Source organism: Armatimonas sp., from assembly GCF_043757465.1.
GTDB lineage: Bacteria > Armatimonadota > Armatimonadia > Armatimonadales > Armatimonadaceae > Armatimonas.
On sequence record NZ_JAYVPL010000075.1, the window covers coordinates 57,744 to 84,270 of the forward strand.

At 58.4% G+C, this 26,527-nt stretch carries 20 protein-coding genes; 9 read left to right on the top strand and 11 right to left on the bottom strand.

What is annotated here, in order from left to right:
* Nucleotides 1-52: 52 nt before the first annotated feature.
* Nucleotides 53-4,483 (top strand): DNA-directed RNA polymerase subunit beta', encoded by a 4,431-nt coding sequence (gene rpoC, locus ACH2ED_RS09990; RefSeq protein ID WP_395090662.1) that lies wholly within the window; start codon nt 53-55, stop codon nt 4,481-4,483.
* 69 nt (nt 4,484-4,552) lie between these two features.
* Nucleotides 4,553-5,512 (top strand): peptidylprolyl isomerase, encoded by a 960-nt coding sequence (locus ACH2ED_RS09995; RefSeq protein WP_395090664.1) that lies wholly within the window; start codon nt 4,553-4,555, stop codon nt 5,510-5,512.
* 82 nt (nt 5,513-5,594) lie between these two features.
* Here the strand turns inward: ACH2ED_RS09995 and ACH2ED_RS10000 are convergent, their stop codons facing one another.
* Nucleotides 5,595-5,960, bottom strand: a complete 366-nt coding sequence (locus ACH2ED_RS10000) for a hypothetical protein (protein ID WP_395090665.1) — start codon at nt 5,958-5,960, stop codon at nt 5,595-5,597.
* Between the two features lie 78 nt (nt 5,961-6,038).
* On the opposite strand from ACH2ED_RS10000, the gene steA reads away from it, so the two are divergent.
* Both steA and ACH2ED_RS10010 read left to right on the top strand, forming a co-directional pair.
* Nucleotides 6,039-7,187, top strand: coding sequence for a putative cytokinetic ring protein SteA (steA, locus tag ACH2ED_RS10005; protein WP_395090666.1), 1,149 nt, complete (start codon nt 6,039-6,041; stop codon nt 7,185-7,187).
* 16 nt (nt 7,188-7,203) lie between these two features.
* A complete protein-coding gene (locus ACH2ED_RS10010) occupies nt 7,204-7,533 on the top strand; it encodes a VOC family protein (RefSeq protein ID WP_395090667.1) in 330 nt (109 codons plus the stop codon).
* Here ACH2ED_RS10010 and ACH2ED_RS10015 read toward each other — a convergent pair.
* From ACH2ED_RS10015 to ACH2ED_RS10045, 7 genes are read right to left on the bottom strand one after another with little or no spacing between them, the layout of a single operon-like run.
* Nucleotides 7,523-9,805, bottom strand: a complete 2,283-nt coding sequence (locus tag ACH2ED_RS10015) for a prolyl oligopeptidase family serine peptidase (protein ID WP_395090668.1) — start codon at nt 9,803-9,805, stop codon at nt 7,523-7,525. The genes ACH2ED_RS10010 and ACH2ED_RS10015 overlap by 11 nt on opposite strands.
* Before the next feature lie 34 nt (nt 9,806-9,839).
* On the bottom strand, nt 9,840-10,754 hold the full coding sequence (locus ACH2ED_RS10020; RefSeq protein WP_395090670.1) for an alpha/beta hydrolase fold domain-containing protein: 915 nt from the start codon (nt 10,752-10,754) through the stop codon (nt 9,840-9,842).
* Between the two features lie 54 nt (nt 10,755-10,808).
* Nucleotides 10,809-11,942, bottom strand: a complete 1,134-nt coding sequence (locus ACH2ED_RS10025) for an FG-GAP repeat domain-containing protein (protein ID WP_395090672.1) — start codon at nt 11,940-11,942, stop codon at nt 10,809-10,811.
* Nucleotides 11,943-11,978: 36 nt separating this feature from the next.
* A complete protein-coding gene (locus tag ACH2ED_RS10030; RefSeq protein ID WP_395090674.1) occupies nt 11,979-13,391 on the bottom strand; it encodes a DUF1501 domain-containing protein in 1,413 nt (470 codons plus the stop codon).
* Nucleotides 13,388-13,963, bottom strand: a complete 576-nt coding sequence (locus ACH2ED_RS10035) for an RloB family protein (protein WP_395090675.1) — start codon at nt 13,961-13,963, stop codon at nt 13,388-13,390. Before ACH2ED_RS10035 ends, ACH2ED_RS10030 begins: the two co-directional genes overlap by 4 nt.
* Nucleotides 13,944-15,158, bottom strand: coding sequence for an ATP/GTP-binding protein (locus ACH2ED_RS10040; RefSeq protein WP_395090676.1), 1,215 nt, complete (start codon nt 15,156-15,158; stop codon nt 13,944-13,946). Before ACH2ED_RS10040 ends, ACH2ED_RS10035 begins: the two co-directional genes overlap by 20 nt.
* Nucleotides 15,159-15,200: 42 nt before the next feature.
* Complete coding sequence (locus tag ACH2ED_RS10045) at nt 15,201-17,345, bottom strand: PSD1 and planctomycete cytochrome C domain-containing protein (protein WP_395090677.1); 2,145 nt, start codon at nt 17,343-17,345, stop codon at nt 15,201-15,203.
* 41 nt (nt 17,346-17,386) lie between these two features.
* Here ACH2ED_RS10045 and argS point away from each other — a divergent pair, with 41 nt between their 5' ends.
* Nucleotides 17,387-19,153 carry an arginine--tRNA ligase gene (gene argS, locus ACH2ED_RS10050; RefSeq protein WP_395090679.1) on the top strand — a complete coding sequence of 589 codons (1,767 nt, stop codon included), beginning with the start codon at nt 17,387-17,389 and terminating at the stop codon, nt 19,151-19,153.
* A gap of 22 nt (nt 19,154-19,175) precedes the next feature.
* Here the strand turns inward: argS and ACH2ED_RS10055 are convergent, their stop codons facing one another.
* A complete protein-coding gene (locus tag ACH2ED_RS10055; RefSeq protein ID WP_395090680.1) occupies nt 19,176-20,138 on the bottom strand; it encodes a hypothetical protein in 963 nt (320 codons plus the stop codon).
* A 68-nt stretch (nt 20,139-20,206) separates the two neighbouring features.
* Here ACH2ED_RS10055 and cdaA point away from each other — a divergent pair, with 68 nt between their 5' ends.
* The 4 genes from cdaA to ACH2ED_RS10075 are packed head-to-tail and all read left to right on the top strand — an operon-like array spanning nt 20,207 to nt 24,245.
* Nucleotides 20,207-21,067 (top strand): diadenylate cyclase CdaA, encoded by an 861-nt coding sequence (gene cdaA / locus ACH2ED_RS10060; protein ID WP_395090681.1) that lies wholly within the window; start codon nt 20,207-20,209, stop codon nt 21,065-21,067.
* On the top strand, nt 21,064-22,029 hold the full coding sequence (locus tag ACH2ED_RS10065; protein ID WP_395090682.1) for a YbbR-like domain-containing protein: 966 nt from the start codon (nt 21,064-21,066) through the stop codon (nt 22,027-22,029). The genes cdaA and ACH2ED_RS10065 overlap by 4 nt, the downstream gene beginning before the upstream one ends.
* 7 nt (nt 22,030-22,036) lie before the next feature.
* A complete protein-coding gene (gene glmM / locus ACH2ED_RS10070; protein WP_395090684.1) occupies nt 22,037-23,344 on the top strand; it encodes a phosphoglucosamine mutase in 1,308 nt (435 codons plus the stop codon).
* Nucleotides 23,337-24,245, top strand: coding sequence for a tyrosine-type recombinase/integrase (locus ACH2ED_RS10075; RefSeq protein WP_395090686.1), 909 nt, complete (start codon nt 23,337-23,339; stop codon nt 24,243-24,245). Before glmM ends, ACH2ED_RS10075 begins: the two co-directional genes overlap by 8 nt.
* Before the next feature lie 8 nt (nt 24,246-24,253).
* Here ACH2ED_RS10075 and carB read toward each other — a convergent pair whose 3' ends face one another.
* Complete coding sequence (gene carB, locus ACH2ED_RS10080; RefSeq protein WP_395090688.1) at nt 24,254-25,819, bottom strand: carbamoyl-phosphate synthase large subunit; 1,566 nt, start codon at nt 25,817-25,819, stop codon at nt 24,254-24,256.
* Between the two features lie 68 nt (nt 25,820-25,887).
* Entirely contained in the window at nt 25,888-26,526 is a 639-nt protein-coding gene (locus ACH2ED_RS10085; protein WP_395090689.1) for a class I SAM-dependent methyltransferase, read from the bottom strand.
* Nucleotide 26,527: the final 1 nt, after the last annotated feature.

The following is a 26,527-nucleotide window of genomic DNA, read 5'->3' on the forward strand; positions in this document are numbered from 1 at the left end:
CGCTCTTTGCGAAAAAAGTGCGGGGCAATGCCTTGTTTCCGAAAGGGAAAAAATGGCCGACGCAAGTACATTTGATAAGATTCGTATCGGGATCGCTTCTCCCGATCAGATCCGCACCTGGTCCTACGGCGAGGTGAAGAAACCTGAGACCATCAACTACCGGACTTTTAAGCCGGAGCGTGATGGGCTTTTTTGTGAAAAGATTTTTGGCCCCACCAAAGACTGGGAGTGTCACTGTGGGCGCTACAAGAAGGTCAAGTTCAAGGGCGTCGTCTGTGATCGCTGTGGTGTCGAGGTTACTCGCGCTAAAGTTCGCCGTGAGCGCATGGGGCACATCGAGCTCGCCTCGCCCGTCTGCCACATCTGGTATCTGAAAGGCGTGCCCTCGCCGCTGGCTCTCCTGCTGGACATGACCCCACGTCCTCTGGAGAAAGTGCTCTACTTCGCCAGCTACATTGTCACCGATATTGATAAGCAGCGCATCAATGCGGGGATGGAGCAGTTCCGTCAGGCCGTCGAGCAGGAAATCCAGCAGATCGAGGAAGACCGCGATGTCGCCATTATCGAGTGGCGTGAAGAAATCGCCCGTGAGATCGCGCTGGGCCGCCCTGTCAATCCGGAGCGGATGTACAACGAAGAGGGCGAAGAGCTAGAAGTTGAGCGCGTCCCATACACGGAAGAAGAGATCGCGGGCAAGTACAAGTATCTTGAGGATCGCATCCAGCAGGAAAAGAAAGACGCCGAGGAGCAGGCGTTGCTTCTGCGTGCTAGCCTGGATAGCCTGCCCAAGGTCGAGAAGAAGATGCTCGTGGCTGAGGACGACTGGCGCGCTATTGAGCGCCTTGTCGAGGTTGTCAGCCGCCGCGTGGACGAGAGCCTTGAGGACGTGATTCTGGCGGGCCTTGGCGGTGCTGCGATCAAGAAGCTGCTCATGGAAATTGACCTTGAGTCGCTCCAGCGCCAGCTCAAAAAAGAGATTGAGGAGACGCAAGGGCCTAAGCGGTTGCGTGCCATCAAGCGCATTGAGGTGGTCAATGCCTTCATTGACTCCAAGAGCCGCCCCGAGTGGATGATCCTGGACGCCGTTCCCGTGATCTCGCCGGAGCTACGCCCGATGGTTCAGCTCGATGGCGGGCGTTTTGCGACCTCGGACCTCAATGATCTCTACCGCCGCATCATCAACCGTAACAATCGCCTGAAGAAAATTCAAGAGATCCGTGCTCCGGAGAGTATTGTCAACCACGAAAAGCGGCTTTTGCAAGAGGCCGTGGATGCACTGATTGACAACGGTCGCCGTACCCGCCCCGTCACGGGAAGCAATGGCCGTGCGCTGAAGTCGCTCTCGGACATGCTCAAGGGCAAAGAGGGCCGCTTCCGCAAGAACTTGCTGGGCAAGCGTGTGGACTACTCCGGTCGCTCCGTGATCGTGGTCGGGCCAGATCTGCACCTTCATGAGTGTGGTCTGCCCAAAGAGATGGCGCTGGAACTCTTCAAGCCGTTTGTGATGAAGACGCTTGTGGAGCGTGGTTTCACGAGCAACATCAAGACCGCCAAGCGCATGATCGAGCGGATGCGTCCCGAGGTCTGGGATGCCCTGGAAGAAGTCATTAAAGAGCATCCGGTGATGCTCAACCGTGCGCCCACCCTCCACCGTCTGGGAATCCAGGCATTTGAGCCTAAGCTCGTGGACGGTAAGGCCATTCAGCTACACCCGCTGGTCTGTAAGGCATTCAACGCGGACTTTGATGGCGACCAGATGGCCGTCCATATCCCGCTGTCGCCGTCGGCGCAGGCCGAGGCGCGTATCTTGATGCTCTCGACTCACAACTTGTTCTCACCTGCCGACGGCTCCCCGATTGTCTCGCCGCAGCAGGACATCGTTCTGGGAGCGTTCTTCCTGACGATGGACAAGCAGACCGAGACGCCTATCAGCGGGGACATGCAGGAGCACATCGGTCGGGTCGTGGCAACCGACATCATTGATAAGAGCACCGGCGCGGTTCTTGTGAAGGCAGGGCGCTACTTTGGCCCTGATACCGCAGTGGCTATCGCGACGGCACCGGAGAACTTCGCTCCGATGATGCTGGGTGCAACCCACGCCCCGTTTGCGGGTGCGGTGGATGCGATCCAGGCCTACGACAATGGGCTACTGGACCTGCACGACTACATCTCCGTTCGGCTCAAGCGGGGTGAGGGGCTGACGGCGATTACCGTGGGCCGCCTGATCTTCAATGAGATTGTCCCTGAGGCGGTGCAGTTTGTGAATGCCGCGCTGGACAAAAAGACCATCACGAGCACCATTGCGGCGGTCTACCAAAAGTGCGGGCACGAGCGGACGATTCAGTTCCTCGACGATCTGAAGGCAATTGGCTTCAAGTGGGCAACCAAGGGAGGCATCTCCTTCTCGCTCACCGACATGAAGTCGCCGGAGAGCCGGGCGCGTATTCTGAAGAACACAGAAGATGCGGTTGTTAAGACCAATACTCAGTACCGTCGTGGCGTGATCTCGCCCGCCGAGCGCAAGCAGAAAGTGCTGACGCTCTGGACGGATGCGACGACACTGATCGGTGATGAGATTGTTAAGGCCATTGAGCCGTTTAACCCAATCTCGATTATTACCACCAGTGGTGCTCGTGGTTCTAAAAAGCAGATCTCGCAGCTCTCAGGGATGCGCGGTCTGATGGCCGACCCTTTTGGAAATATCATTGACTCGCTTCCGGTAAAGTCAAATTTCCATGAGGGGCTGACAGTTCTTGAGTACTTTGTGACCACGCACGGAGCCCGAAAGGGACTGGCCGATACCGCGCTTCGAACCGCAGACGCTGGGTACCTTACTCGCCGCCTTGTTGATGTGGCGCAGGACGTGATCATTCGTGAGATTGACTGTGGTACCGAAAACGGGATCTTTATCGGGGAGATCGCGGATGGAAAAGATGTCATCGAGTACCTGTGGGAGCGTCTCAAGGGCAGGACATCGCTTGAGGATATCCATCATCCCGAGACGGGCGAGCTCCTTATCAGTAAGGGATCTATCTTTACGGATCGCCTCTCCGAGAGTGTGGGCAAGTGTGGTGTCAAGCGTATCGGGCTGCGCTCGGTACTGACGTGTGAATCTCGGCAGGGAGTCTGCGCAACTTGTTACGGCAAGGATCTGGCGATTGGTAAGCTGGTGGAGATCGGGGTGGCGGTGGGGATCATCGCGGCTCAGTCCATTGGGGAGCCGGGTACTCAGCTGACGATGCGAACCTTCCATACGGGAGGGGTTGCCACTGCGCACTCCCTAACCGGTGTAGCAGGAACCAAGCGTCAGCGCACTCAGAACCTGGAGACCCTCTTCCGCGATCAGCAGAGCGGCCATATCTCCCTCGACACCGAGGCGGGCACCGAGCGCGAAAAAGCGCGTCAGGTGCAGGCGCTGCTGAAAGTGGCCGAGGAGCAAGTGGGTGGTCTTTTGCGCGTTGTCGAGCTCTTCGAGGCACGAAAGCCCAAGGGCCAGGCGATTATCTCCGAGTTTGGCGGCACGGTGGCAGGCGTCCCGATGGAAGGTCTGCGCAAGGTCGTCATTCACTCACCGCTCAAGGTGGGAGAGGACAACAAGCCGCTCACCAGCCAGGTTGCCGCGATTGCCATTGTCAATCCCTCAACCGGCGAGGAGATCGTCCCCGCCGGCAAGGAGCAACTGACGGATCGCGATCTGCGCAAGATCCGCGAGGCTGGTATCGAGAGCATCTTAGTTCGCAAAGAGATCGTCGTGCCTTACCGTGGGGAGCTCAAGGTTCAGGAAGGCGATGTCATCGAGCCTGGTGACCGTCTGACCGATGGCCCGTTGGATCCGCAGAAAGTTCTGGAGCTCCAGGGCCTACGCGGTATTCAGGAGTATCTGGTTCGTGAGGTACAAAAGGTCTACAAGCAGCAGGGTGTGGACATCAACGACAAGCATATCGAGGTGATCGTCCGCCAGATGCTCAAGAAGCGCAAGCTGGTGGAGCCGGGCAACAGCGAGTACCTGCACGGCCAGCTTGTGGACCGCTTCCAGATTGAGGATGTCAATCGCAAGATCGAGAAGCGTGAGCAGGAAGCCGGAGTGGTTGGTAAGCCTGCCACCTCGATTCCTGTGCTGCTTGGAATCACGGAGGCTTCACTGGCGACGGAATCCTTCCTGTCGGCGGCGAGCTTCCAGAAGACAACCCGTGTTCTTACTGAGGCAGCGGTGCGTGGAAAGCGTGACCACCTGGTCGGCTTGAAGGAAAACGTCATTATTGGGCGTCTGATTCCTGCCGGAACTGGGCTGGCACAGTACCGTGCGCTGGAAGTGACCAGTGCCGATGGCAGCGCGATTGGGCTGCTTGAAGTTCCTGACTCTCTTCTAGGTGGTGGCACAGAGAGCCCAGCACCACGAGCAGTACGCGGCCTGGACGATGCCCGACAGCTTCTCGGAGGAGATCTAGGCGGCACTACCGAGACAGCCAAAGAACTCGCGTAGCGGGTTTGCGATAGGAAACGCCCCGCTCCCAGGAACAATTCCTGGGAGTGAGACGGAAAGGATTTGTAGATGATTCTGAATTTGACTGTTGCGCTACTCGTTGGTATGGCACCCCAAGGGGCAAAGACTCCCCCTGTGAAGCCCGCCAAAGTGGTGGCAATGCCTGCAAATGTGGTTGCCCGTTACAACGGGGTGGATATTACCCTTGAGGCACTGAAGGCTCAACTTAACGCGACTATGGCCCGTAAAGTGGTTCCTGATCTGATTCAGCAGATTGTGATTGAAAAACTCGCCAAGACTGCCGGTGTGACAATCGCTCCCGCTGAGCTTGCGGCAAAAGTCAAAGAGGAAAAAGCGAAGATTGTCGGACAGATGGCGCAGAACGGGGCGATGATGGAGTTTAGCCAGATCACCCGTGAGTTTGGCCTGACGGAGGCGGAAGTGACGCAGACCGTTCGTCTGAACCTTCTGGCTCGAAAGGCATTTGAGAAGTCCATTGCCAAAGAAGTTCGTGGCCTCGACGGGCAGCTCAAACTTGCTCATATCCTTCTTGCCACCGTTCCGCTTGCGCCTGGTGCGGATGCGCAACAACCCCTGACCCCTGAGCTTCAGAAGAAGAGGGAAGAGGATCAGAAAGTACGTATTGACCAGATGCTCGTGGACATCAACGCGGGAAAGCTCAAGTTTGAGGATGCTGCCAAGCAGTTCTCTGATGACAAAGGCAGTGGTGCACAAGGCGGGGATCTGCCCTGGGCAAGCAAAGGAACATTTGTCCCGGAGTTTGAGACTGCCGCTTTTGCGCTTCAGAAACCTGGGGATATCTCGGCTCCGATAAAAAGCCAGTTCGGCTGGCACATTATCAAGCTTGTCCAAAAAGGCGTGAATGCGAGTCCGGCGGAGAAGGCAAAATTTAAGAAAGAGCAAATTGATCTGCGTGTCAATCAGCCTAACGCGGTGCAGCAGTGGCTGGGCGGTATGGCACGAGGCGCAAAGATCACGTTCAACACGAACTCCAAGCTCTTTAAGTAGAGTAGAGCGCATGAACACAAAACAGCCCCGCGACAAGACTTTTGTCGCGGGGCTGTTTTTTTAGTTGTCAGTAACCCGTGGGCTATTTAATAGCGTCGAGCTCCTTGAGCTGCTTGTCAACCATTTCGATTGTCTTTTGTGCCGTGAGCTTGCGGCTGATCAGCCCGGCTTTGGTGACGGTTTTGGTCTTGGCGGCATCATCTAGCTTCTCAAAAGCGCCTTTGCAGTTTACACAGCAGAAAAGTACTTTCTTGCCATTGAACTCCACCGACTCGGCCTTGGCCGGGGTCTTGAGAGCTTCGCCTTTCATAGCGCAGACCTGGACGGTATTGCGGCCCTGGCCACCACCCGCACGCTGCTGTGCCGGTTTGGGAGCGGCATCCTGAGCAACGGCAGCGACGCCGAGACTGAAGGCAGCGATTGCTGCTAGAAACGTAAGTTTGGTCATGGTTGTATTCCTTGTTTTTTTGGGGAGCGCCCCAAGGCATTGTACCCCACTCCGAGCAGGGATATAATCGCACAGACGATGACACGCGGGCAACTGTTCACTCAAAAGAAGGAAAAGGCACTGTCGCCTCTGGTTGAGGTACGCCTCGGACGGCGTACTAAGGTTCTGGCCCCGACACTGACCCCGGGTTGCCTTGTGGTTTTAGATCACCCTGACCTAGATGCAGTTGCCGCGCAGATGCTGCTGAGAGTACGCCCGTTTGCAGTTGTGAACTGCCAGCCCTTCGTGACTGGGCGCTATCCGAACCGGGGGCCGGGGGTGCTACTAGATGCAGGTATTCCACTCTATGAAGCGCCTGATAGTGAGCTTTTTACGCTCCTAAAAGATGGCGAGAGACTCTCTCTTGAAGATGTGCGCTTGAAGCTGCTGGCTCCAATGACACGCGCTCTGCTGGACGAGAGGCTGACTGCGGCACGGCAGAACCTGGACACTGAGCTTCAGCACTTTGCTCAGAACACTCTCCAGTTCCTCCAGAAACCAGAGGAGCGGGCGCTCTTGCTGGAGACGGGGGCGCTTCCAGAGCTCAAAACCAATCTCATGGGACGGCATGTTCTTGTGGTGGTGCGTGGTGAGGGCTACGAGGAAGATCTGGAGCGACTCTCGTTTTATCTGCGTGAGCAAAAGCCCGTCGTGATTGCGGTAGATGGGGCAGCAGATGCGCTGCTGGCTCTAGGCGTGCGGCCCGAGCTCGTGCTGGGGGACATGGACTCGGTGAGCGACTCGGCGTTGCGCTGTGGTGCCGAGATCATTGTCCATGCCTATCCCGACGGTCGCGCCCCTGGCAAGGAGCGTGTCGAGGCGCTAGGCGTGCCTGTCACACTCTTTCCCATGGCGGGAACCAGCGAAGATGCCGCGCTGCTCCTGGCCTACGAGAAAGGTGCTGATCTCATCGTGGCGGTCGGGACGCACTCCAACCTTGAAGATTTTCTGGACAAGGGCCGTGGGGGGATGGCGAGCACGTTCCTGGTACGCCTGAAAGTGGGCAGCCGCCTGGTAGATGCACGCGGCGTCTCGCGGCTCTACAGTAACCGACGTTCCTCCATGCCTCTGTTCATCTTTTTGACCCTCTCTGCACTTTTCCCCGTGATTGTGCTTGCTGCCAGCACCCCTTGGGGCCAGAATGCCTGGAAATTAGTCAGCTTCTGGGTGCGCTCTCTCTTTCGATAAACACACGGTAAACATAATGAAATTTATCTTCGATCATGTCGCGCAGGTTGTCCCCAATATCGCCGAGGCGGTAGCCTGGTATCAAGAACATATTGGGGCGACGGTACTTTATCAGGATATGAGCTGGGCATTTATGGAAGCGGGTGGGGCACGGTTGGCCTTTGTGGTCAAAGACCAGCACCCCAATCACCTCGCTTGGCGCGTCTCTGGCGAGGAGCTTGAAGCGCTCGCCGCAAAATACGGCAAAGAGATCAAGATACACCGAGACAACACCCGCTCGTTTTATCTAGAAGCGCCGGGTGGGACGCACATTGAGATCATCCATTGGCCCGAAATTACGTCGTAAGCGTCCAGCGGTTGTCGAAGAAGCCTGCGTCGAGTACGCCGCTCATGCCTTCGGTGAGCATTTTGGGGCCAAAGACGCACCAGTCGGGGTAGGGGGTGCCGGAGGTGAAGTAGGGCACGCGCTCGGTCAGGCGCAGACCAGGGACCCCCGTTCCGCCAATCGCACCGATGAGGCCCACGTCGGAGTCTGGGCGTGGGTAGACGAAGAGACAGGCTAGATCTGGCTGGCGCAGGGCTTTGCTCTTATTCCCAAAGATAATGCCGTCGCGGCGTACCTGAATGGGGCATTTCCCCAGAAGCTGCTTCCAGAGCCGGTTGGTGTCCGCGTTGCCGTAGAGAATCACACTGCGATCTCGCTCGCGTTTTGTGTTGAACTCCGTGTCGGGGAGCAGGTCCGGGGAGGCATTGCCACGGTAGAGAAACTGCTCGGCATCGAAGCGGGCTTTGGCGTAGCTCCACGCGTTCTCCTCGGGCGTGCCTGCCGTGCCATAGACCAGGATAAAGCGCTGGGTGAAGGCCTGCTTGAACGGCCCGGAGCGGCGTGCGCTTTTCTCTGCCGTAGGGACGGGCTTGCGGGTGGGCCTCCACTGCCCTCCGATTTTCTCCAGAGCCAGTGGGCTGCCATTATGCGTGAGTGGCTGGCCATCAAGAGTCACTTCCCGAATTCCCGAGAGTGCGACCGAGAGCCGCGCAGTATTTTTTGTTGTCCCTGTCAGCCGCGCACCCTCGCGCCGCAACTGGAACGAGGAGACTTCTAGAGGAATTTCTTGTTGCTCCATTGTCGCCCAAGCATTCGTGGCGCTGACGGCGGGGTTCACCGTCACCAGCGACACGCTCTCCGGGTTCTCAGTGCGGCGACACGCGGCAAAAAGTCGGTTCATCGGGGGCCAGTCCACACAGGCCGCCCCAGGGATTTTCGGGTCATTGTCCCACCAGTGGCCCGCCCCAGGCTCCTCGTACCAGAGCAATCTCGGATGATTGACTGCCTCCAACTCCTTGCGCATCGTGCGCGCCTCAGTCACGGGGACATTGTCGTCGGCATCTCCGTGGAGCACGTAGACTGCGGCTTGCTTGAGATTCTCTTTAAAGAGCAGCGTGTCGTACTGGTTGGCGGCTCGGCTGAAGACGGCAGTGATAGGGTTTGTACTGGCGGGGCGATTGGCCCCGCCGTAGGTGCCGAAGCTGATCCACCCCGCACTGGGCCCGATGGCGGCGAACTGACCCGGAAAGAGCGAGCCCACGGACCAGGTGCCATGGCCGCCCATCGAGTGGCCGGTGAGGTAGCGCTGAGTGGGGTCGTTCGGGTAGCGCTTAGCGGCATCGGTGAGCACTTCAAAGGCATCGAGGCGACCCCAGTCCTCCCAGTCGAAACCATAAGGGCGACGGTTGGTTGCGGCAGCGAGCGTGGCTCCGTCTTTGGCACCGTAGGCCTCGGCTTGACCTTGCGCCTGCACACTGGCACCGTGTAGGGAGAGAATCAGCGCGTTGTCGCTGGCGGGTTTCTGCGCCGGGTTCACGGCATAATACTGCACCGAGCCGTCTATTTGGCTGACAAATGTCCGCTTGTGTGTGAGTGTGGGCTTGCGCACGCGCATTGAGAAGCTTGCCTTTGCGCCGCCGATTTCCAGTGTCACGGGCAGCTCGTCGCCCGTGAGCTCACGGGGGGGCAGGAGCTGAAACGCCGCCTTGCGAACTGAGAAGGGCGGTAGCGGGGGAACCGCCGTGGCGCGGCCATTGGCGATGAGCTTAAGGCCACGTTGCATCTTTTCGCTCGCATTGACCACTACGACGCTTCCCCAGAGCGGGCCGCTCTCACCTAGAACCACATCGGGCTGTGTCAGCTCCGCCGTGTTGATCGAGAGCTCGGTGGTAATGGGAACGAGCTTTCCGGCAAAGCGCCCTCGCCCCACCGGGAAGAGAAACTCGTTCTTGCCCGCTTTGAGCCGCACGGGCACGAAGATACGATTGTCACTATAGACATCCCCGATGCGCGGCTCTCCATTGACATAGGCCATACTGTGCCCACTTGCGGCCAGCAAGAATGTCTGAGGCGCAGGCAGCTCAACCATAAAACGCAGCACGCCCAGGCCGCGCCCCGAGAACTCGCCCCCTTCACTCGAGGTGATCGGTGCCCACGGAAGGCTCTCGACCTCACTGGAGGCAATCTTCGCCTGAATCGTGTCTGCGGAAAAGGCAAAGCGCCCCCCGCGTCCTGTGGGAGCGACGACCTGCCCCGTGCGAAACTCAATGATCGTTTGCTGGATGTGCTTCATGCATCCCATTGTACCTGTGCGGGCACGCGTAAAATTATTTCCATGAAGAGCTTGGGGCCACGATTTGGCGATGGGCGCGAGGGGTTAAGTATTTCTCAAACCACTCCGACATCACAATCAGCTCTTTTTCGACGCCTACCCAACCGTGCGCTTTGCCTGGCTTGACATCAAGGCGATACGGGACATTTTTCTCTTTCAGCAGAGCCGCGAGTCGTACGGATTGTTGTAGCGGCACGAGTGGATCGGCATCGCCCTGGATCAGAAGCGTCGGGGGCATCTTCTCCGTGACTCCATAGTACGGCGAGAGTTTCTTCAGCAGCGCAAGCTGCTCGTCGCGGCTCGCACTGGCGGGAACGCCAAATGCTGGGCGGAAGACCTGGAGCATGGGGTTATCGAGCGAGATCGCGCCCTCTTTGCCAAAGTTGAGAAAATCTGTCGGGGGAAAGAGCGCGGCGACACACTGCACGGCGCTGGAGGCGCGGTCCACGGGATCTTTTGCATCGTCTTTGCCAGGGCCACCAAAGGCCCCCATCATGAGCGAGAGGTGCCCGCCTGCACTTGCCCCACAGATTCCCAACCGATTGGGGTTCACGGAGTACTCACTGGCATGGGTGCGGATAAAGCGCACGGAGCGGTTGATGTCCTCCAGAATCTCGGGGAGCGCAAACTTGGGCTGACTGCCGTGCACCACTTGAAAGACAGTCAAGCCCCGGTCGGTCATGAGCTTTGCCCAGCCGGGGTTGATGGAGTTGTGGTTGGAGACCCAGCCGCCGCTCACCATCCAGATCACGCCGATTCCGTTGGGCTTCGCGGGTGTGAAGACATCCATGGTCAGTGCGCACCCCAGCTTGTGGCCGTAGACAACATCCACTTTATGCTCCTGCGCTTTCACGGCGCAGGGCAGGAGCACCAGTGCGGTGAGCCCTGCGAGAAATCCTCTACGATTCATGAAAAATACTCCTTCGCCCCCCGTTCCTGGGGGCGAGCATAAACGCGGGGCGATTTACTTTCCCAAAAAGAGATACAGCCCGCTCTTGCCGGGCGCGATAATATCTAGTTTACGGTCCTGGTTGATGTCCTGCACAACTATTTGCAGTCCGGTGCCTGTCTGGGTTCCTGAGTCAATCACAAACTTCTGCCAGGTCTTCTTTTTCCTGTCGAACTGGTAATAGTAGAGGCCCAGCGGCTCCTCCGCGCCAGGGTCGTGGTCGTGGGCCTTGTAGCGCTTGCCGGTGAATACTTTATCCCCGACTAGCACCAGTGTGTGAAACTGTGATGCCGATAGGTCTATCGCAAGCTGCTCCCACTTGCCACCGCCTAGATTATGGAGCCAGTAGAGCCCAAAGCTGTGTCCACTGCCAAAGACAATGTCATTTTTACCATCGCCGTCGAAGTCGTAGACAGGGGTGGAGATGCTAAGATCGCCGGGCTTGCACACAAACTCCGGGTGCCAGGCCCACTTGTCATTTCGCGCATCGAGGTTCTCCCACCAGCCACTGGGCGTGATGAGATCGCACTTGCCATCGCGGTTCACATCGCCAAAACCAATGCCGTGGCCTGCACCCTGGCTACCAACTTTGTGCTCGATCCACTGGCCGGCGCGCAGCTCATACCAGACCACTTGCCCGCCGCAGTTGGGCAGCACGCTCTTGTCGTTCTTGCCCAGAAGCGGCGCAAAGACCGTGGTCTCCGCACTGCCTGGCTTGGCAATCGAGTGGCGTGACCAGTTTTCCGTGAGGCTGCCGTTGTTCTCGTGCCAGAAAAGCTCGGCGCTCGCATAGTCCGACGAGACAATATCTAGCTTGCCGTCGCCGTTTACATCTAATGGAAGCTCTGCAAAGCTCGCGCGGTAGCCGCTGGAGTCCGGCCCGCGCCCCCAAACCCCAATCTCACGAAATTTATGGGGCATCCAGCGCGGCGCTTCGTACCAGGTGTCGCCGGAGACGATATCCAGCTTGCCGTCGCCGTTGATGTCGGCCGCACCCGCCGCCTCAAAGTCCGAGCTGGCATTGATCACGATCTTCTCAAACTTCAGCTTAGAGGGCTGCGTGGGAGGGACGACGGTGGCATTTTTTTGCTGCGTGGCAGCAACCAAAAAGAGCAGACAGAGCGGCAGCGCGTGGGCAAATAGCTTCATAGCACTGGGATTATACCCGCATGTGACCGAAGCGGCTCACGCAAGAATCGTCTTGATGACCTCGCCGCTGACATCGGTGAGGCGCATGTTTCTGCCGCTGTAGGGATAGGTGAGCTTGGTGTGATCCATGCCCATTAAGTGCAAGACCGTAGCATTGAGATCGTAGACCGTCTGGACATTCTCCGACGCGATATACCCCAGCTCGTCCGACGCGCCGTAGATCGTGCCGCCTTTGATGCCCGCGCCCGCCAGCCAGACCGAGAACGCCTTTGGGTTGTGGTCGCGCCCCGTGCCGCCCTCCGTGAAGGGCATGCGGCCAAACTCGGTATGAAAGACGACTAGAGTGTCGTCGAAGAGGCCGCGCTGCTTGAGATCTTTGAGCAAACCGGCGACGGGAACATCAATCTCGCGAGCGCGTTTTTCGTGGTTGGCAACCATCCCGTTGTGCGCGTCCCAGCTCTGGTCAAACACCCCGCCACCGGAGTAGATCTGCACAAAGCGCACGCCGCGCTCGACCAGCCGCCGCGCTAGAAGGCACTGCCGCCCGACGATCTCCGTCTCGGGCTTATCCATTCCGTAGAGCGCTTTGGTGGCCTCAGTTTCTTTACCGAGATCAACGGCCTCAGTGGCTTCGGACTGCATGCGGTAGGCCAGCTCGTAGGAGCGAATACGCGCCGCTAGCTCTTGTTCCTGGGGTCGCTCGCGAAGAAACTCATCGTTGAGCTGGTGTAGGAAATCCAATTGCTCGCGCTGCTTTTCGGGCGAGAGGCCCGTGGGCGGCTTAAGATTGAGCACCGGCAGGCCTGTGCTGCGAAACTGGACTCCCTGGTAGTTACTCGGCAGAAACCCCGCGCTCCAGTTACCCGCACCGCCACCGACCAAGGCACGCGGATCGGTCATGACTACGAAGGCGGGGAGGTTTTGGTTTTCGGTGCCTAGGCCGTAGCTCACCCAGCTTCCCAGCCCGGGACGGCCCGCCAGAATCGAGCCGGTGAGCATGTGGTACACAGCGGGCACGTGGTTGTTGCTCTCTGAGCGCATCGAGCGAATCAGTCCCAGATCATCGGCGCAGGCTCCGATACGGGGCAGCAAGTCCGAGACCGGCATCCCGCACTTGCCGTAGTGTTTAAAAGCCCACGGGCTCTTCATCAGCTTGCCGGGTGCGCTCCGCCCACCCGTGTCGAACTCTTTTCTGCCTGCCACCGAGACACCATCTTGCTTGATCAGCTCGGGCTTAGGGTCAAACGTGTCCATGTGCGAGAGGCCGCCAAAGCAGAAGATAGAGATAACACGCCTTGCCTTCGCGGGAAAGTGCGGCTTTTTAGGCGCGAGCGGATCCGTACCTTGTGCGCGGCCTGCATCGGCCAGTAGCGTGTTGAGAGCCAGTGCGCCAATGCCACCCCCTGCACGGGTGAGGAACTCACGTCGGGGAAGATAGCCAGATTTCATGAAAGTAGGATTCTTTCCATAAGCTGATAGATTTGGGTGCCCGGAAAGATGGGGATGGGAGTTGTATGGCTACCCGGCAGTGCTTTAGCCCGACGAATCGCCGTTTCCATGTAGGGATGGAAATCTTCAACGGGTAAATTTGATTTATTGTAGCCTCCGAGCCTAGTTTTTAAGGCCATTTCTAGCTGGCTACACGTCTTCTGGTTTATATCTACTTCCTCCAGATGAAGCCAGAGCCAGAGCTCAAAGCAGGGATTACTAACAGCTAGGTGATAACCCTTTTGCCTCGCTCGCTGACAGACTTCCTGAAGGGCATGGTGGCGATCTACATCGAGGACAAGCCAGAACTCCCCGCCCTCTAATCCGCGATTGGTTGCCAGAAAACTATCCATTCGCTTCTCAATGTGCTGAGGGGCGGAGAAGCCATTTTCGGTGGAGAGGATTTCGAGGTCGATTTTACCATCGCGTAACGGTTTGAAATACTGCTCCTCGGTATGCTCCCCTTCGACGGCCAGGACGATCATGAGCGAGTTCGGTTTCCGGGTATTGGCACTACGCGGCAGAATCAGCATCGTTGCCTTCCTCGCGTATCGTGTGGTAAAAGCGACGTGCCCCTAAACGCGGAACACCATTGAACCAGCCGTGCAAGTAGGCTTTCTGGAGATTCGTTCCCGGTTCGATTTTATACTCAACCAACGAAGCCAATTCCGACGCACCTTCTTTATTTTTAGTCACCAACCAAACTTCATCCCGGCGCAAGAGATCATCTTCCAGTAGATTATCATTGTGCGTTGTAAAGATTAATTGGCTCTGATTTCGTGAATTTTGAATCCAATCTTCAATGAAGTATCGGAAAATTTCAGGATGAAGAGACTGATCTATCTCATCAATAGAAAGAGCAAGGGGCGTATGGAAAGACGTAAATGTTATTGGCCAGAGGTTTATCAGTCGTCGTGTTCCTTCCGATTCCTGTTCTGGAGAGAAAGAAACACTATCTTTACCATGAATAGCTTGGAGAGATGCTGCTCCACTGATGGGATCTCTAAACAGATTAATTTCTTTTATGCCTGTATCTGCGGTTCTAAGAAACGAGCCCAAGGTATCAAAAAAATTCTGGGTCAGCCTATTGAAATTTTCTGGAGGTTTAAAAGCTTCTAATGAGATGGATATACCCATCTGAAACCACTCTACTATTTCTAGAGGGTAGCTGACGTTCCTTTCCGCAGCTTCTGTCAAAAAAAGCTGGTTTGACCGAGTTCCTTCTTTAATAAATTGTAGACGGTCGGGGCTACTGCCAAGAAAAGATGCATTTATGACAGTTATAGAGATTTCAGTTTTGATTTCAGTATTTTTTCTGTCAAAAATAACTTCATCGGATGATGCGTCTTTCAGCCACTCATGTAAGATTGAATTATTATCACAGATAAAACCATAGCAAATTGGATGGTTATTTATCAGGAAAACAAACTCAAACTCACTCGGTTTTTCTTGTGTCTCTTGGTCAAGAAGAAAGGGACTGTTCTGAATATTTTCTCCCACTTGTGTCCCGTTGATAATTAGCCTTTGGGCAAAGGCCATGGCTTTTAGGAGATTTGATTTCCCGGAGGCGTTTGCTCCATAGATTGCAGCGACGCGCAGGACGCTGAGGTTGTCGTTGATCTTGACGACGCGATCTTGGTGGCCGGGCTCGTCGGGGGAGGCGACCATGCTGAAGGTTGTCTTCTCCCGGAACGAGAGAAAATTGCCTACGGTGAATTGAATCAGCATGGTTCTTAAGATACGCTCCAAAAATGTAAACGTCAATGGGACTCAGGGGACATAGACAAACTCATTTAGATTTATCAGCGTGTGACAGAACTCGGGTAGTGAGCGCGTCTTGAGAAAATGCAGGCTGAGCTGGCGCTCTTTTTCGGTAGGGCCTCGGCCAAAGCACAGCCGATACGCACGATCTACTTGCGCCCAAGTATCGCCGGAGCGCTCGCGTTTCAGTCGCTCAGCGAAGAGCCCGGCCTGGCGCAAGATCAAGGGATCGTTGAGGAGCATTAGTGCTTGGAGTGGCGTTGTGGTGATATTGCGCTGGGCGACTGTGTAGGTGATCTCCGGGCAGTCGAAGACCTCTAGCTGAGGCAATAGCAGCGAGCGCTTGACTTTCACGTAGACACTGCGCCGCCAGGTCTTAGGACTATCCTCGCCCTCGGGCCAGTTCATGCCCTGGAAAGTGTCGGCGCGTAGGGTGGGATCCACAGGGGGGTAGACTGCCGGTCCACCCATCTCTAGGTTCAGTGTCCCCGCGACTGCGAGCAGGCTATCGCGAACCGCCTCGCCCTCCAGCCGCCGTACGGGCATGCGCCAGAGGAGCTTGTTGAGTGGGTCGGCCTTGAGCGCATCAGTCCGAATGTTGGAGGCTTGCCGGTAGGTTTTCGAGAGAAGCATCAGGCGATGCAACGATTTGATGCTCCAGCCGCTCTCGATAAACTGCTGGGCAAGCGTGTCCAGCAGCTCAGGGTGCGTTGGTAGATCGCCGTTGAGTCCAAAGTTGCTGGTGGAGGCAACCAGTCCGCGCCCAAAGTGGTGCTGCCAGACACGGTTCACTAGGACACGCACCGTGAGGGGGTTCTCTTTGGCTGTCAGCCACTGTGCCAGCGCCGCGCGTCGGCCCGTGGTTTTGGCGTCTGTGAGGGCGGCACCAACTTCCTCCTGACCACCGGGTAGCGAGCAGATAAAGCCGGGCTTGATCTCTTTATCGGGCTGGTAGGCATCGCCGCGCCGGAGCAAGAACGACGGGCCGAACGTGCCCCCTTTATCTGTCACTGCCTGGGCTTTTCCGCCGGGAATATCCACCTCGCGGCGCTCGGTGGGGGCAAAGATCGCGGCAAGCCGGTAGTAGTCGGTCATCTTCACCGGGTCGTACTTATGGTCGTGGCAGCGCGCACAACCAACGGTGAGGCCGAGCACCACGGAGCTCGTGGTAGCGACCAAATCATCTAGCTCGTTGGCGCGGGTGCGGGCGTTGTTTTCCACAATGTCCTGCGGGCCACACGCCAGGTAGCCCGTCGCGATCCAGGCGTTATTATCGCTGGGCATGAGCTCGTCGCCCGCAATTTGCAGCCGCACGAACGCATCGTAGGGCATGTCTTTGTTGAACGCGTCAATCACCCAGTCCCGGTAGCGCCACATCAAGTTCCGGTCTTTATCGCCCTCGAATCCGCCCGAGTCGGCGTAGCGTGCCAGGTCCAGCCAGTGCCGCCCCCAGCGCTCGCCGTAGCGCGGGCTTGCCAGGAGCGTCTCAATGAGGTTCTCATAGGCCTTCGGGTCGGTATCGCGCACAAATGCCTCGACATCTTCCGGCGCAGGGGGTAGCCCCCACAGATCGGCATAGACACGGCGAATGAGTACCCGGCGCGGTGCAGGCGGCGAGAGAGAGAGCCCGGCGGCCTTGAGCTTGGCCGTGATGAAGGGGTCTATACCGGCCCCCTGGCCCCCGCTCAGCGGGGGAAGCGCTTTGAATGACCACCAGACTTGCTTCTGTGCCGTCTCTAGTTTGGCCGAGCTGCCCCAAGGCGCGCCGCCGTCCATCCAGAGCTTGAGGATCTGAATCTCGCTCGCCGGGAGCTTTCCGCCCGGGGGCATCAGGGGGGCGCGGCTTCCGGTGAGGAGCTTGTGCAGCAGGCTTTTCTCGGCACTACCCGGGACAATCGCCACGCCGCGTGTGCCGCCTTTGACGGCACTCTCGCGGCTCCGCAGGTCGAAGTGGGAGAGCTGGATATCTACGCCGTGGCAGCCGAGGCAGTGCTTCTCCAGGATCGGTTTTACTTTGCTCTCAAAGTACACCGCGTCCACTTTAACCACTTTCTCAGCGGGCTTGGTCAGCTTCTGGGCATCGGCGGTGCGCAGGGAACAGAGCCCGAGAAGTGCACTGAGCCCCAGTACCGAAAGCCGTCCTCGCCAGTTCATAGGCTTATTATATCCGAGGGCCACATGGTATCCTGAACCCCATGAACTTGAACTATGTCTTTGACCGCCTGCGGGCGGAGGCGACCCTCGCACTGGTTGCCACGGGGTTGATTGAGACGTCGGCAATTGCGCTGGCGGAGCCTAAAAACCGAGAGCTGGCGGACCTTGCTTGCCCTATTTTCGCGGCGGCAAAAGCTGCGGGTGAAGCCCCTCCGGTGTTTTCGCAGCGGCTCGCCGCCGCCGTTCGTCTGGAGAGCAGCGGGCTACTGGCGACCGTTGAGGCCGCCGGTGGGTTTGTGAACTTCACGGTTCATCCTGAGGCGCTCGCGAGGGCGGTGCTGGAGGAAGTGACGCGCCTGGGCGATGCGTTTGGCAAAGACAGCTCGGTAGGCAGCGGCGAAAAAGTGATTGTCGAGTACAGCTCGCCCAATATCGCCCGAAAGATGCATGTCGGGCACCTACGCTCCACGGTGATCGGGCACAGTCTGCGGCTTATCTTCGAGGCGCTGGGCTACGACGTTATCGCGGACAATCATCTGGGAGACTGGGGGACGCAGTTTGGGATGCTGCTCGCCGCCATTGATCTGTGGAAACTCACGCCCTGGGACGACCCGGATCCCGTGCAGAGCCTGGTGCTGGTCTACGCAAGGTACAACAGCGAGGCCAAAGAGGACGAGAGCCTCAAGGACCTGGCACGGGCCTGGTTCAAGAAACTGGAAGACGGTGATGTGTGGGCGCGGCAGACGTGGCAGACGCTCATTGATATCACGATGGCGGAGTTTAGCCGCACCTACGAGCGGCTCGGGGTGCGTTTTACGACTCAGCACGGGGAGAGCTACTTTGAGGGGATGATGCCCGCCGTGATGGCCGAGGCCGTTGAGAAAGGTGTCGCGTATCGGGACGCGGGCGGCGCACTGGTCGTGGGGTTCGACGACAAGCTGCCGAGCTGCCTTTTGCAAAAGTCCGATGGGGGAACGCTCTACCAGACCCGCGATGCGGCGACCTGTCTGTATCGCCTAGAACACTACGCTCCGGCGCGCAATATCTACGTGGTCGGGGCCGAGCAGAAGCTACACTTTCAGCAGGTCTTTGAGATTGTGCGGCGTATGGGCTACGCAAAAATCGCCGATGTCAGCATCCATATTAGTTTTGGGAAAGTCAGCCCGCCCAACGGCGGACGCTTCTCCATGCGCGAGGGCAATGTCGTCTTTCTGAATGATGTGCTGGACGAAGCCGTGGAGCGTGCCGAGGCCAAGATGCGGGCAAGTATCGCCGACGGACGCTCGGAGATTACCGAGGCGGAGATTCTGGAGGTCTCGGAGATGCTGGGCGTGGGCGCGGTGATCTACGCCGATCTCTTTCAGGGGCCGGATCGAAATATCACCTTCGACTGGGACAAGATGCTGGCAGATCAAGGCAACACGGCGATGTATCTCCAGTACGCCTACGCCCGCTGCCAGAGCATTCTAAGGAAATCTGCCTCACCCCTGCCCCGGGTACCCTCTGGGTGCGGCTTCGCGAAGGGGGATGTATTGGTGCATCCGGCGGAGCAGGCCGTGCTCAAGCAGCTTGCCCGAATGCCGCACGCGGTTCGGGAGGCGGGCGACAAGTACCTGCCCGCGACGGTTGCCGACTGGACTTACCAGCTCGCCAAGGCATTCTCGACATTCTACGACCAGTGCCCGGTGCTGAAAGACGATGTCCCTGAGGAGAATAAGCTTGCTCGGCTGGCGCTGGTGGGCGCGACGGCACAGGGCCTGAGGAACGGGCTGGCGCTCCTGGGGATTCGCGCCCCCGAGCGGGTGTGAAAGGCACCTCGTCCGTTCGGTCTTATCCTCCTCGGAACCGTCCGGAGCTACCGACGAGGGGGAGTGTCACCGGGGTGAGGGTCGGCTGGTTGTAGAGCCGTCTGCGTCCGTGGTAGATTGTCAGGCCCTTGTCACCGTCCTCGTAGGTGTCGGTTGGGTGCGCCGGGTCATCCCACACAATGGTCGTGTTGTGGAAGCCCTGGAGACAGAAGCTGGAGAGCCCCAGAAAGTTATCGGGTGTGAGGGTGAGCACCTCGCCCGTGAAACTCGCTCCCACCAGCCGCTCACGGATGAGTGCATCCCACGCCGGGCAGTCATCGCGCGGCGCATCGAAGTTAGCATCATCAAAACTTGCACGTGGGTCGGTTCCCTTGCTGGTTGGTGCGATCCCGCGCCAACGCAGTGCCTGGCTGTGGGCGAACAGCCGGGTCAGCCACGGGTCGGGGCAGTCAAAGAGAAGCGTATTGCTTGCGCACCAGCGCTCGAAGTACTGCACATGCACGGCTGCAGGGCGGCTCTCAAAGAACCAGCGCGTGGCATTTTTAAACGCCTCCTCTTGCGTGGTCGCCACCGACAGCGTAAAGTTGCGCGCAATGCAGGCATCCGCGGGCAAGTGGATCAGGAGATCATCGAGTGGCGGCATGCAGCGGTGCACCCAGCCCGCCTCGCTCGGCCCGTTTTTGTGGCTCCAGCGGGGCGCAAGCTCGACAAAGACCGTGTCCGAAGAGGGGTTTCTGATAAGTAGTGAAGCGACCTGTGTGCCATCCTGCGCCACGAAACTATCCTGCACGAGCTGTAGTTCTGAAAACTCCGCACGCCCGTAGAGGCTACTATGGCTAGGCCGCCAGTGCCCGTCGGCAGGGAGCAGGGGCTCGTGATTATCGGTAATAATGTCCAACGTGAGTGTGTCTGCACCCCACTTGTCCCGGCGGAGGGGGCGGCGCAGAAGGTCATCGAGGCCGAAGTAGCGGGGATCAAGAATCATGAACCCATTTTACCTGCTAGGGACGAAGCAAAATGGAGGCGACCGTCGGGTATACTGGTAGCTGTCCCATGTCTGCCTTGTTTGCCAGCTTACGCTCCATTGACTTCAAATCGCTCGCACTGGCCGCTCTGGATATAGTCGTTGTTGCCTATATTCTCTACCGGCTGATCCTGCTGGCCAAGGGCCGTCGTGCCTGGCAGATTCTTATTGGGATCGGGGTCTTCTTTCTCTTGCTGCTGCTCTCCGACTGGCTGGAGCTTGTCACCCTCAACTGGCTTCTGCGCTCGGTGACGCCGTTAGGGCCGGTTGCTATTGTGATCTTGCTGTATCCGGAGCTGCGCGAGGTATTAGAGCGTCTGGGGCGCTTAGACTTCTGGGGAGCGCCGCTGAGTGCTGCACGTCAGGAGAATATCACCGAGACCGTTGAAGCGATTGTGACTGCCGCGACTCTGCTCTCGGCGCGCAAGACCGGAGTGCTGATTGTTCTGGCGCGGGAAACGGGCCTCGACGATGTGATTGCGACGGGCACGGTACTGGATGCGGGAGTTACCCCTGAGCTTTTGACGACGATCTTTTACTCAGGGACGGCCCTTCACGATGGTGCGGTGATCTTGCGTAATGGGCGTATTGTCGCGGCAGGCTGCACGCTTCCGCTCTCAGATGCGCCCAATATTGCCACCAATGTCCACATGCGCCACCGTGCTGCCATGGGAGTCTCGGAGAACTCGGATGCCGTGGTCGTGATTGTCTCTGAGGAAACGGGGACAATCTCTCTGTCCATTGGGGGTAAGCTGGACCGGGGGCTTAAGCCAGAGCTCCTGCGGGAGAAGCTCTTGACAGCGTTTGGGAAAGGTGTCAAAAAAGCGCTACCGCGCCTCAGCCTGACGCGACGGGTAAAAGAAATAGACAAGGAGACGTCCGCGCTATGATGGCCTTTCTTCGCCGCAACTGGGAGTACAAGCTCCTCTCGTTGGTTCTGTCCGTCTTGCTCTATTTTATAGCCAGCACGCAGCGAAACCGCAGCCTGAGTAGCACCCAAAGTGTCAAGCCTGAAGTGGTTGGACTTCCTCTGGAGCTGGTAGTCAAGACCTCGCCGTCCCCGGGGCAAGTGACACTCACCGGGCCGCCTGAGGAGCTGGATCGGGTGCGTAAGGAAGGCATTAAGGTTACCGTGAGTGCCGTGGGCGCACGTGCTGGTAAGAATTTCTTGCCCGTTACCTATGTTCTGCCCCGTGAGGCGCGGGGGCGCGTCGCACTGGAGGCACCGCCCACTTTAGAGGTGGAATTGGAAGCACGGCTAACACGAAGTATTCCGGTGCGGGTGCTCTTCCAAAACCAGCCCCCCCCCGGTTTTGAGTACGCCCCACCCTCGTCCCTACCTGTCAAAGTGGAAGCGTCGGGGCCTGCCTCTGAAGTCGCACGGGTGGATCGGGTCGTGGCGCTGCTGGATAATACAGACTCGGGCGAAGCGCTCAGCCGTGAAGTCTCGGTCGTGGCCCAGGATACCAACCAGCAGGTCGTTTCCAGCGTGACCCTACAGCCTACCCAGGTGCGGGCATCTTTAACACTCCGGCAAGCTCCTGCAACCAAAACTCTTGTGCTTTCGGGGGGATTTTCTGGTGAGCCTGCCCCGGGGACACACTTAACAGCCTACACGTTCACTCCCAGCACCGTGGTCGTGCGTGGGGAACCTGCACTGTTAAGCGGGCTTTCGTCACTGAAGGTTCCCGTGAGCGTCGCGGGGCTGGCAAAAAATGAGACGCGCCGGATTGTCCTGACACCCCCGGTGGGCATTAGCCTGTTAGGGCAGCGCACGGCACAGCTAACCCTCACGGTGGACGCGTCTCCCGTCGCCTCCCCGACACCTACACCAAAACCAGCGGGGGACTAGGATAACGATGGCACTGAAGTTTGGAACGGACGGCGTTCGTGGGATCGCAAACACGGAGCTCACCCCCGAGTTCGCACTGGCGCTCGGACGGGCAGCGGCGCAGGCTCTGGGGGGGGGACGCTTTGTGATTGGACGAGATCCCCGCCGCTCGGGTGACTTACTGGAGGCGGCACTGACTGCTGGGCTACTCTCCCAGGGAGCCGACGTGCTCTCGCTAGGGGTTGTGCCCACTCCCGGAGTCTCGTTTGTGACGCGCACAACGGGAGCGAGCGCTGGAGTCGTGATTTCGGCATCGCACAACCCCATGCAGGACAATGGAATCAAGTTCTTCGGTTCCGATGGCAAGAAGCTCCCCGATGCTACGGAGTCTACGATTCAAGGCGCTCTCACCAATGATTTTGACCGACCCACAGGCTCTGGAGTTGGGCGACTCACTCACAATAGTGATCCTATTGCGGCCTACGCTGACTTTCTGATCGGCACGCTCGGCGAGACAACGCTCGCGGGCCTAAAGCTGGTGATAGACGGTGCCAATGGCGCGGCAAGCTATCTCGCAAAGCCCTTGCTGGAGCGTCTCGGTGCCGAAGTTATCGCGATGCACTGCGAGCCCGACGGGGTGAACATCAATGCGCACTGCGGCTCGACACACCCGGAAGCGTTAGCCGCACGCACCAAGTCCGAGAACGCCGATGCGGGCTTGGCCTTCGATGGTGATGCCGATCGGGTGATTCTCGCGGATCGCTATGGGCGCATCTTCGACGGCGATAGAATTCTTTTGACCGGCGCACTCTGGTGGAAACTTGACAGTGTGGTCGGAACTGTGATGAGCAACATGGGCCTGGAGCTAGCGTTGCAAACGGCGCAGGTGCGGCTGGAGCGCGCCAATGTCGGAGATCGCTACGTCGCGGAACTATTAGATCAAACGCGCGCACGGCTTGGCGGCGAACAGTCGGGCCATATACTTTTTCCTGAAATTTCTCCCGCAGGCGATGGCCTGCTCACGGCGCTCCAGATCTTAAAAATAGTGAAAGACTCCGGGCGCGATCTTTCGGTATGGTACGACAACATGACCACACTGCCGCAAAAGCTCATCAATGTCGTCGTGAAAGAGCGCGACGGCTGGGAGAGCGACTCGGCTATCTCCGCTGCAATTACCACCACCGCGAAAGCTCTCGAAGGTCGTGGCCGCCTGCTCGTGCGTGCATCAGGCACCGAAAAATTAATTCGGGTTATGGCCGAAGCCCCCACCGAGGCCGAGGTCGCGGCTGTCTGCGAGCAGGTCGCGAGCGTCATCCGCGAGGTTCGTGGTGCATGATGTCGCGCCGATAAACCGGGGCGATTTATTAGCCCTCTTTCTTGAAAGCCATAGCCCCACCACAATGGCGGCGTACCGGCGTGACTTAGAAGACTTCGCCGCGTTCTGTGAAAGCCCAACAGAACTTGCCATTGCGGAATTACTGACACTCTCGGCAGGTGAGGCGAACCGGCGGGCGCTGGCCTACCGAACGCATCTGCGGCAACGGAAACTCTCCCCGGCTACGATCAACCGGCGACTCGCTGCGCTGCGCTCGCTGAGTAAGCTCGCACGGCTCCTTGGGCAGACGGTGTGGGTGCTGGAAGTGACCAATCTCGCCAGCGAGGCGTATCGGGATACCCGTGGCCCCGGCAGAGAAAATGTCCAGAAGATGCTGGCGCTCGCCGAGCAGAGCCCACGGGATCACGCGATTCTGCGCCTCCTCTATGACTTAGGACTGCGCCGGGCGGAAGTCTGCTCGCTGGACGTCGCTGATTTCGAGACCACGCGGCTCTGGGTTTTGGGCAAAGGACGGCTGGAGCGCAGCCCACTGGAACTGCCCCTTCCCACGCGCCAGGCGCTCACGGACTGGCTGGCGGTGCGCGGAGACGAGCCCGGCGCACTCTTCATCAATCACGATCGAAGCCACAAAGGCGACGGGCGGCTCTCGGGGCGCAGCATCCATCGCATTGTCGCCAAGTACGCCGCGCCACTGGGAGTCTCAGCGCGGCCCCATGGTCTGCGTCATACCGCGATCACGGAGGCGTGTAAAGCAGCAACAGCGGCAGGCATTGGGATTGAGGAAGTCCTAGACTTTTCCCGCCATAAAAGCCTTGCCGTCCTCATGCGCTATCGTGACCGGGAGCGCAACGTGCAAGGGACACTGGCGGCGCTGGTTGCCGCGCCGCCAGGAACAGACTAGACGCTCACTCACTCGTTTTTCAGATACTCATCTACAGTACGCACGCCCATCTCTTCGCCTCGGTTATACGCTTCAAGTGCGGTGAGAAGCGCTCGCGCTGTGTCGAGGCTGGTAAGGCAGGGCACGGAGCGCTCGACACTGGCGCGCCGAATCAGTGCGCCCTCTTGCTCGATCCGTCGGTCTTTGCTAATCGTGTTGATGAGTAGCCCGATCTCGCCGCTGTAGATCAGGTCAATTAAATCGGGCTTGCCCTCGCTGATCTTATTGACGGGCGTCGCTGCGACACCGCTCTTGGCAAGATACTTCGCGGTGCCTGCCGTGGCGTAGATCTGAAAGCCCTGTGCCACGAAGTCTTTGAGGAGCGGTAGCGCTTCGGCTTTATCGGTATCGGCGAGGGTGGCGAGAACGGCTTTCTTCAGCGGCAGGTTGATGCCACTGGCAACGAGCGCTTTGAAAAGCGCACGGGGATAGTCTAAGTCTTGACCCAAAATCTCTCCTGTGGACTTCATCTCGGGGCCGAGGGTGTTGTCCACCCCGACCAGCTTCTGGAACGAGAAGACAGGCGCTTTGACCGCCGGGTTCGCCTTCTCCGGAAAGAGCCCGTTCTCGTAGCCCTGACTCTCTAGGCTCTTGCCTAAAATACACTGCGTGGCGGCTTTGACCATGGAGATGCCAGTGATCTTTGAGAGATACGGCACCGTGCGGCTGGAGCGCGGGTTCACCTCAATCACGTAGGGAATCTCACCCTCGCAGACGAACTGAATGTTCATTAGGCCGACCACGTTCATTGCCTTGGCGAGCTTAATGGCATACTCGGCGATAAGATCTTTTGTTTTCTGCGAGACGGTCTGGGGCGGGTAGACAGCCATTGAGTCGCCGGAGTGGACGCCTGCGCGCTCGATGTGCTCCATGATCCCGGGTAAGAGGCAGCGCACGCCGTCGGAGATGCAGTCCACCTCCAGCTCTTTTCCCACAATATAGCGGTCCACCAGAATCGGGGCCTTGGGCGAGACATCCACGGCGTAGAGCATGTAGCGGGTAAGCTCCTCGTCGCTCTGAACGATCTCCATCGCGCGGCCACCGAGAACGTAGCTCGGACGCACTAGGCACGGATACCCAATCTCCCGCGCCACTTCCAGCGCCGCCTCGGCACTCACCACGGCGCGGCCCTCGGGCTTGGGAATCTCAAGCTTGCGCAGAAGCTTTTCAAACTGCTCACGGTCTTCCGCCAGATCAATGGAGTCCGCCGACGAACCGAGTATCGTCACGCCCGCCTCGACCAGTGGCCGTGCCAGGTTAATGGCCGTCTGCCCCCCAAACTGGACAATTACGCCCTCAATGGGAGCCTCGCGGTCAATCACATTGAGAACATCTTCCGTGGTCAGGGGCTCAAAATAAAGCTTATCGGAGGTGTCGAAATCCGTGGAGACCGTCTCTGGGTTGTTGTTGAGAACAATAGCCTCGTAGCCCGCCTCACGCAGCGCCCAGACACAGTGAACCGTGCAGTAGTCAAACTCAATACCTTGACCGATGCGGATCGGACCCGACCCCAAAACAAGAATCTTTTTCTTCATGCAGACCTCAAAAAATCGGCCCGCCTCGCTGCTAGCCCCGCGAACCCTGACATTGTACCGCATTAAACTTAGGGCTGGATCCAGAGGAGCATGATGTCGCGCCATTCTCCCGCCCACTTCAGGCGCTTGGCTTCCGTCCAGATCGTCCAGCCGTCGGCCTCGCGTTTCTCCAGAAACTCCAGGGCGGCGGGGCGTAGGGGATCGGCGAGCAGAATTTTATCGCCGAGCTTTGGAAGAAGTGCAGTGAGCTGGGAGTGAAGAGAGCGCTCGTAGAGAATGTCCGCGCCGATAACCAGATCAAAGCCGACAAGCTCCTCGGGCCAGTCACGCCAGTCTCCCTTGCGGACAGTGAGGTTGGTGATGCCGTTGAGCGCGGCGTTGCTGCGGCAGAGTGCCAGGCAGTCTGGGTGGTAGTCGGTCTGCACTACCTGTGCGGCCCCCAAATGGGCAGCGACCAGGCCAACAAAGCCCACACCCGCTCCGATCTCAAGAACGCGCTTGTCTTTCACGAGCGCCGGTTCGAGCGCCAGGCGACTCACCAGCGCCTCCGCCGCCGCCCAGAGCTGCATGCCAAAGGGGAAGTTCACTAGGTCCTCGTTGGTGTGCACACCCTCCATGAGCGCGTCTAGATCCGTCACGCTGCTAATCTCCCAGCGGCGACCTGCTGCCTGGAGAGTTTGAGGGACAAGTGGATAGCGATCGAGCATA

Coding starts and splice junctions, on each gene's coding strand:
- glmM (WP_395090684.1), top strand. CDS start 22,037: ATGGCACTGAAGTTTGGAACGGACGGCGTTCGTGGGATCGCAAACACG.
- ACH2ED_RS10085 (WP_395090689.1), bottom strand. CDS start 26,526: ATGCTCGATCGCTATCCACTTGTCCCTCAAACTCTCCAGGCAGCAGGT.
- ACH2ED_RS10045 (WP_395090677.1), bottom strand. CDS start 17,345: ATGAACTGGCGAGGACGGCTTTCGGTACTGGGGCTCAGTGCACTTCTC.
- steA (WP_395090666.1), top strand. CDS start 6,039: ATGACACGCGGGCAACTGTTCACTCAAAAGAAGGAAAAGGCACTGTCG.
- ACH2ED_RS10025 (WP_395090672.1), bottom strand. CDS start 11,942: ATGAAGCTATTTGCCCACGCGCTGCCGCTCTGTCTGCTCTTTTTGGTT.
- ACH2ED_RS10030 (WP_395090674.1), bottom strand. CDS start 13,391: ATGAAATCTGGCTATCTTCCCCGACGTGAGTTCCTCACCCGTGCAGGG.
- ACH2ED_RS10015 (WP_395090668.1), bottom strand. CDS start 9,805: ATGAAGCACATCCAGCAAACGATCATTGAGTTTCGCACGGGGCAGGTC.
- ACH2ED_RS10055 (WP_395090680.1), bottom strand. CDS start 20,138: ATGATTCTTGATCCCCGCTACTTCGGCCTCGATGACCTTCTGCGCCGC.
- ACH2ED_RS10040 (WP_395090676.1), bottom strand. CDS start 15,158: ATGCTGATTCAATTCACCGTAGGCAATTTTCTCTCGTTCCGGGAGAAG.
- ACH2ED_RS10000 (WP_395090665.1), bottom strand. CDS start 5,960: ATGACCAAACTTACGTTTCTAGCAGCAATCGCTGCCTTCAGTCTCGGC.
- cdaA (WP_395090681.1), top strand. CDS start 20,207: ATGTCTGCCTTGTTTGCCAGCTTACGCTCCATTGACTTCAAATCGCTC.
- ACH2ED_RS10020 (WP_395090670.1), bottom strand. CDS start 10,754: ATGAATCGTAGAGGATTTCTCGCAGGGCTCACCGCACTGGTGCTCCTG.
- ACH2ED_RS10065 (WP_395090682.1), top strand. CDS start 21,064: ATGATGGCCTTTCTTCGCCGCAACTGGGAGTACAAGCTCCTCTCGTTG.
- argS (WP_395090679.1), top strand. CDS start 17,387: ATGAACTTGAACTATGTCTTTGACCGCCTGCGGGCGGAGGCGACCCTC.
- ACH2ED_RS09995 (WP_395090664.1), top strand. CDS start 4,553: ATGATTCTGAATTTGACTGTTGCGCTACTCGTTGGTATGGCACCCCAA.
- ACH2ED_RS10035 (WP_395090675.1), bottom strand. CDS start 13,963: ATGCTGATTCTGCCGCGTAGTGCCAATACCCGGAAACCGAACTCGCTC.
- carB (WP_395090688.1), bottom strand. CDS start 25,819: ATGAAGAAAAAGATTCTTGTTTTGGGGTCGGGTCCGATCCGCATCGGT.
- ACH2ED_RS10010 (WP_395090667.1), top strand. CDS start 7,204: ATGAAATTTATCTTCGATCATGTCGCGCAGGTTGTCCCCAATATCGCC.
- rpoC (WP_395090662.1), top strand. CDS start 53: ATGGCCGACGCAAGTACATTTGATAAGATTCGTATCGGGATCGCTTCT.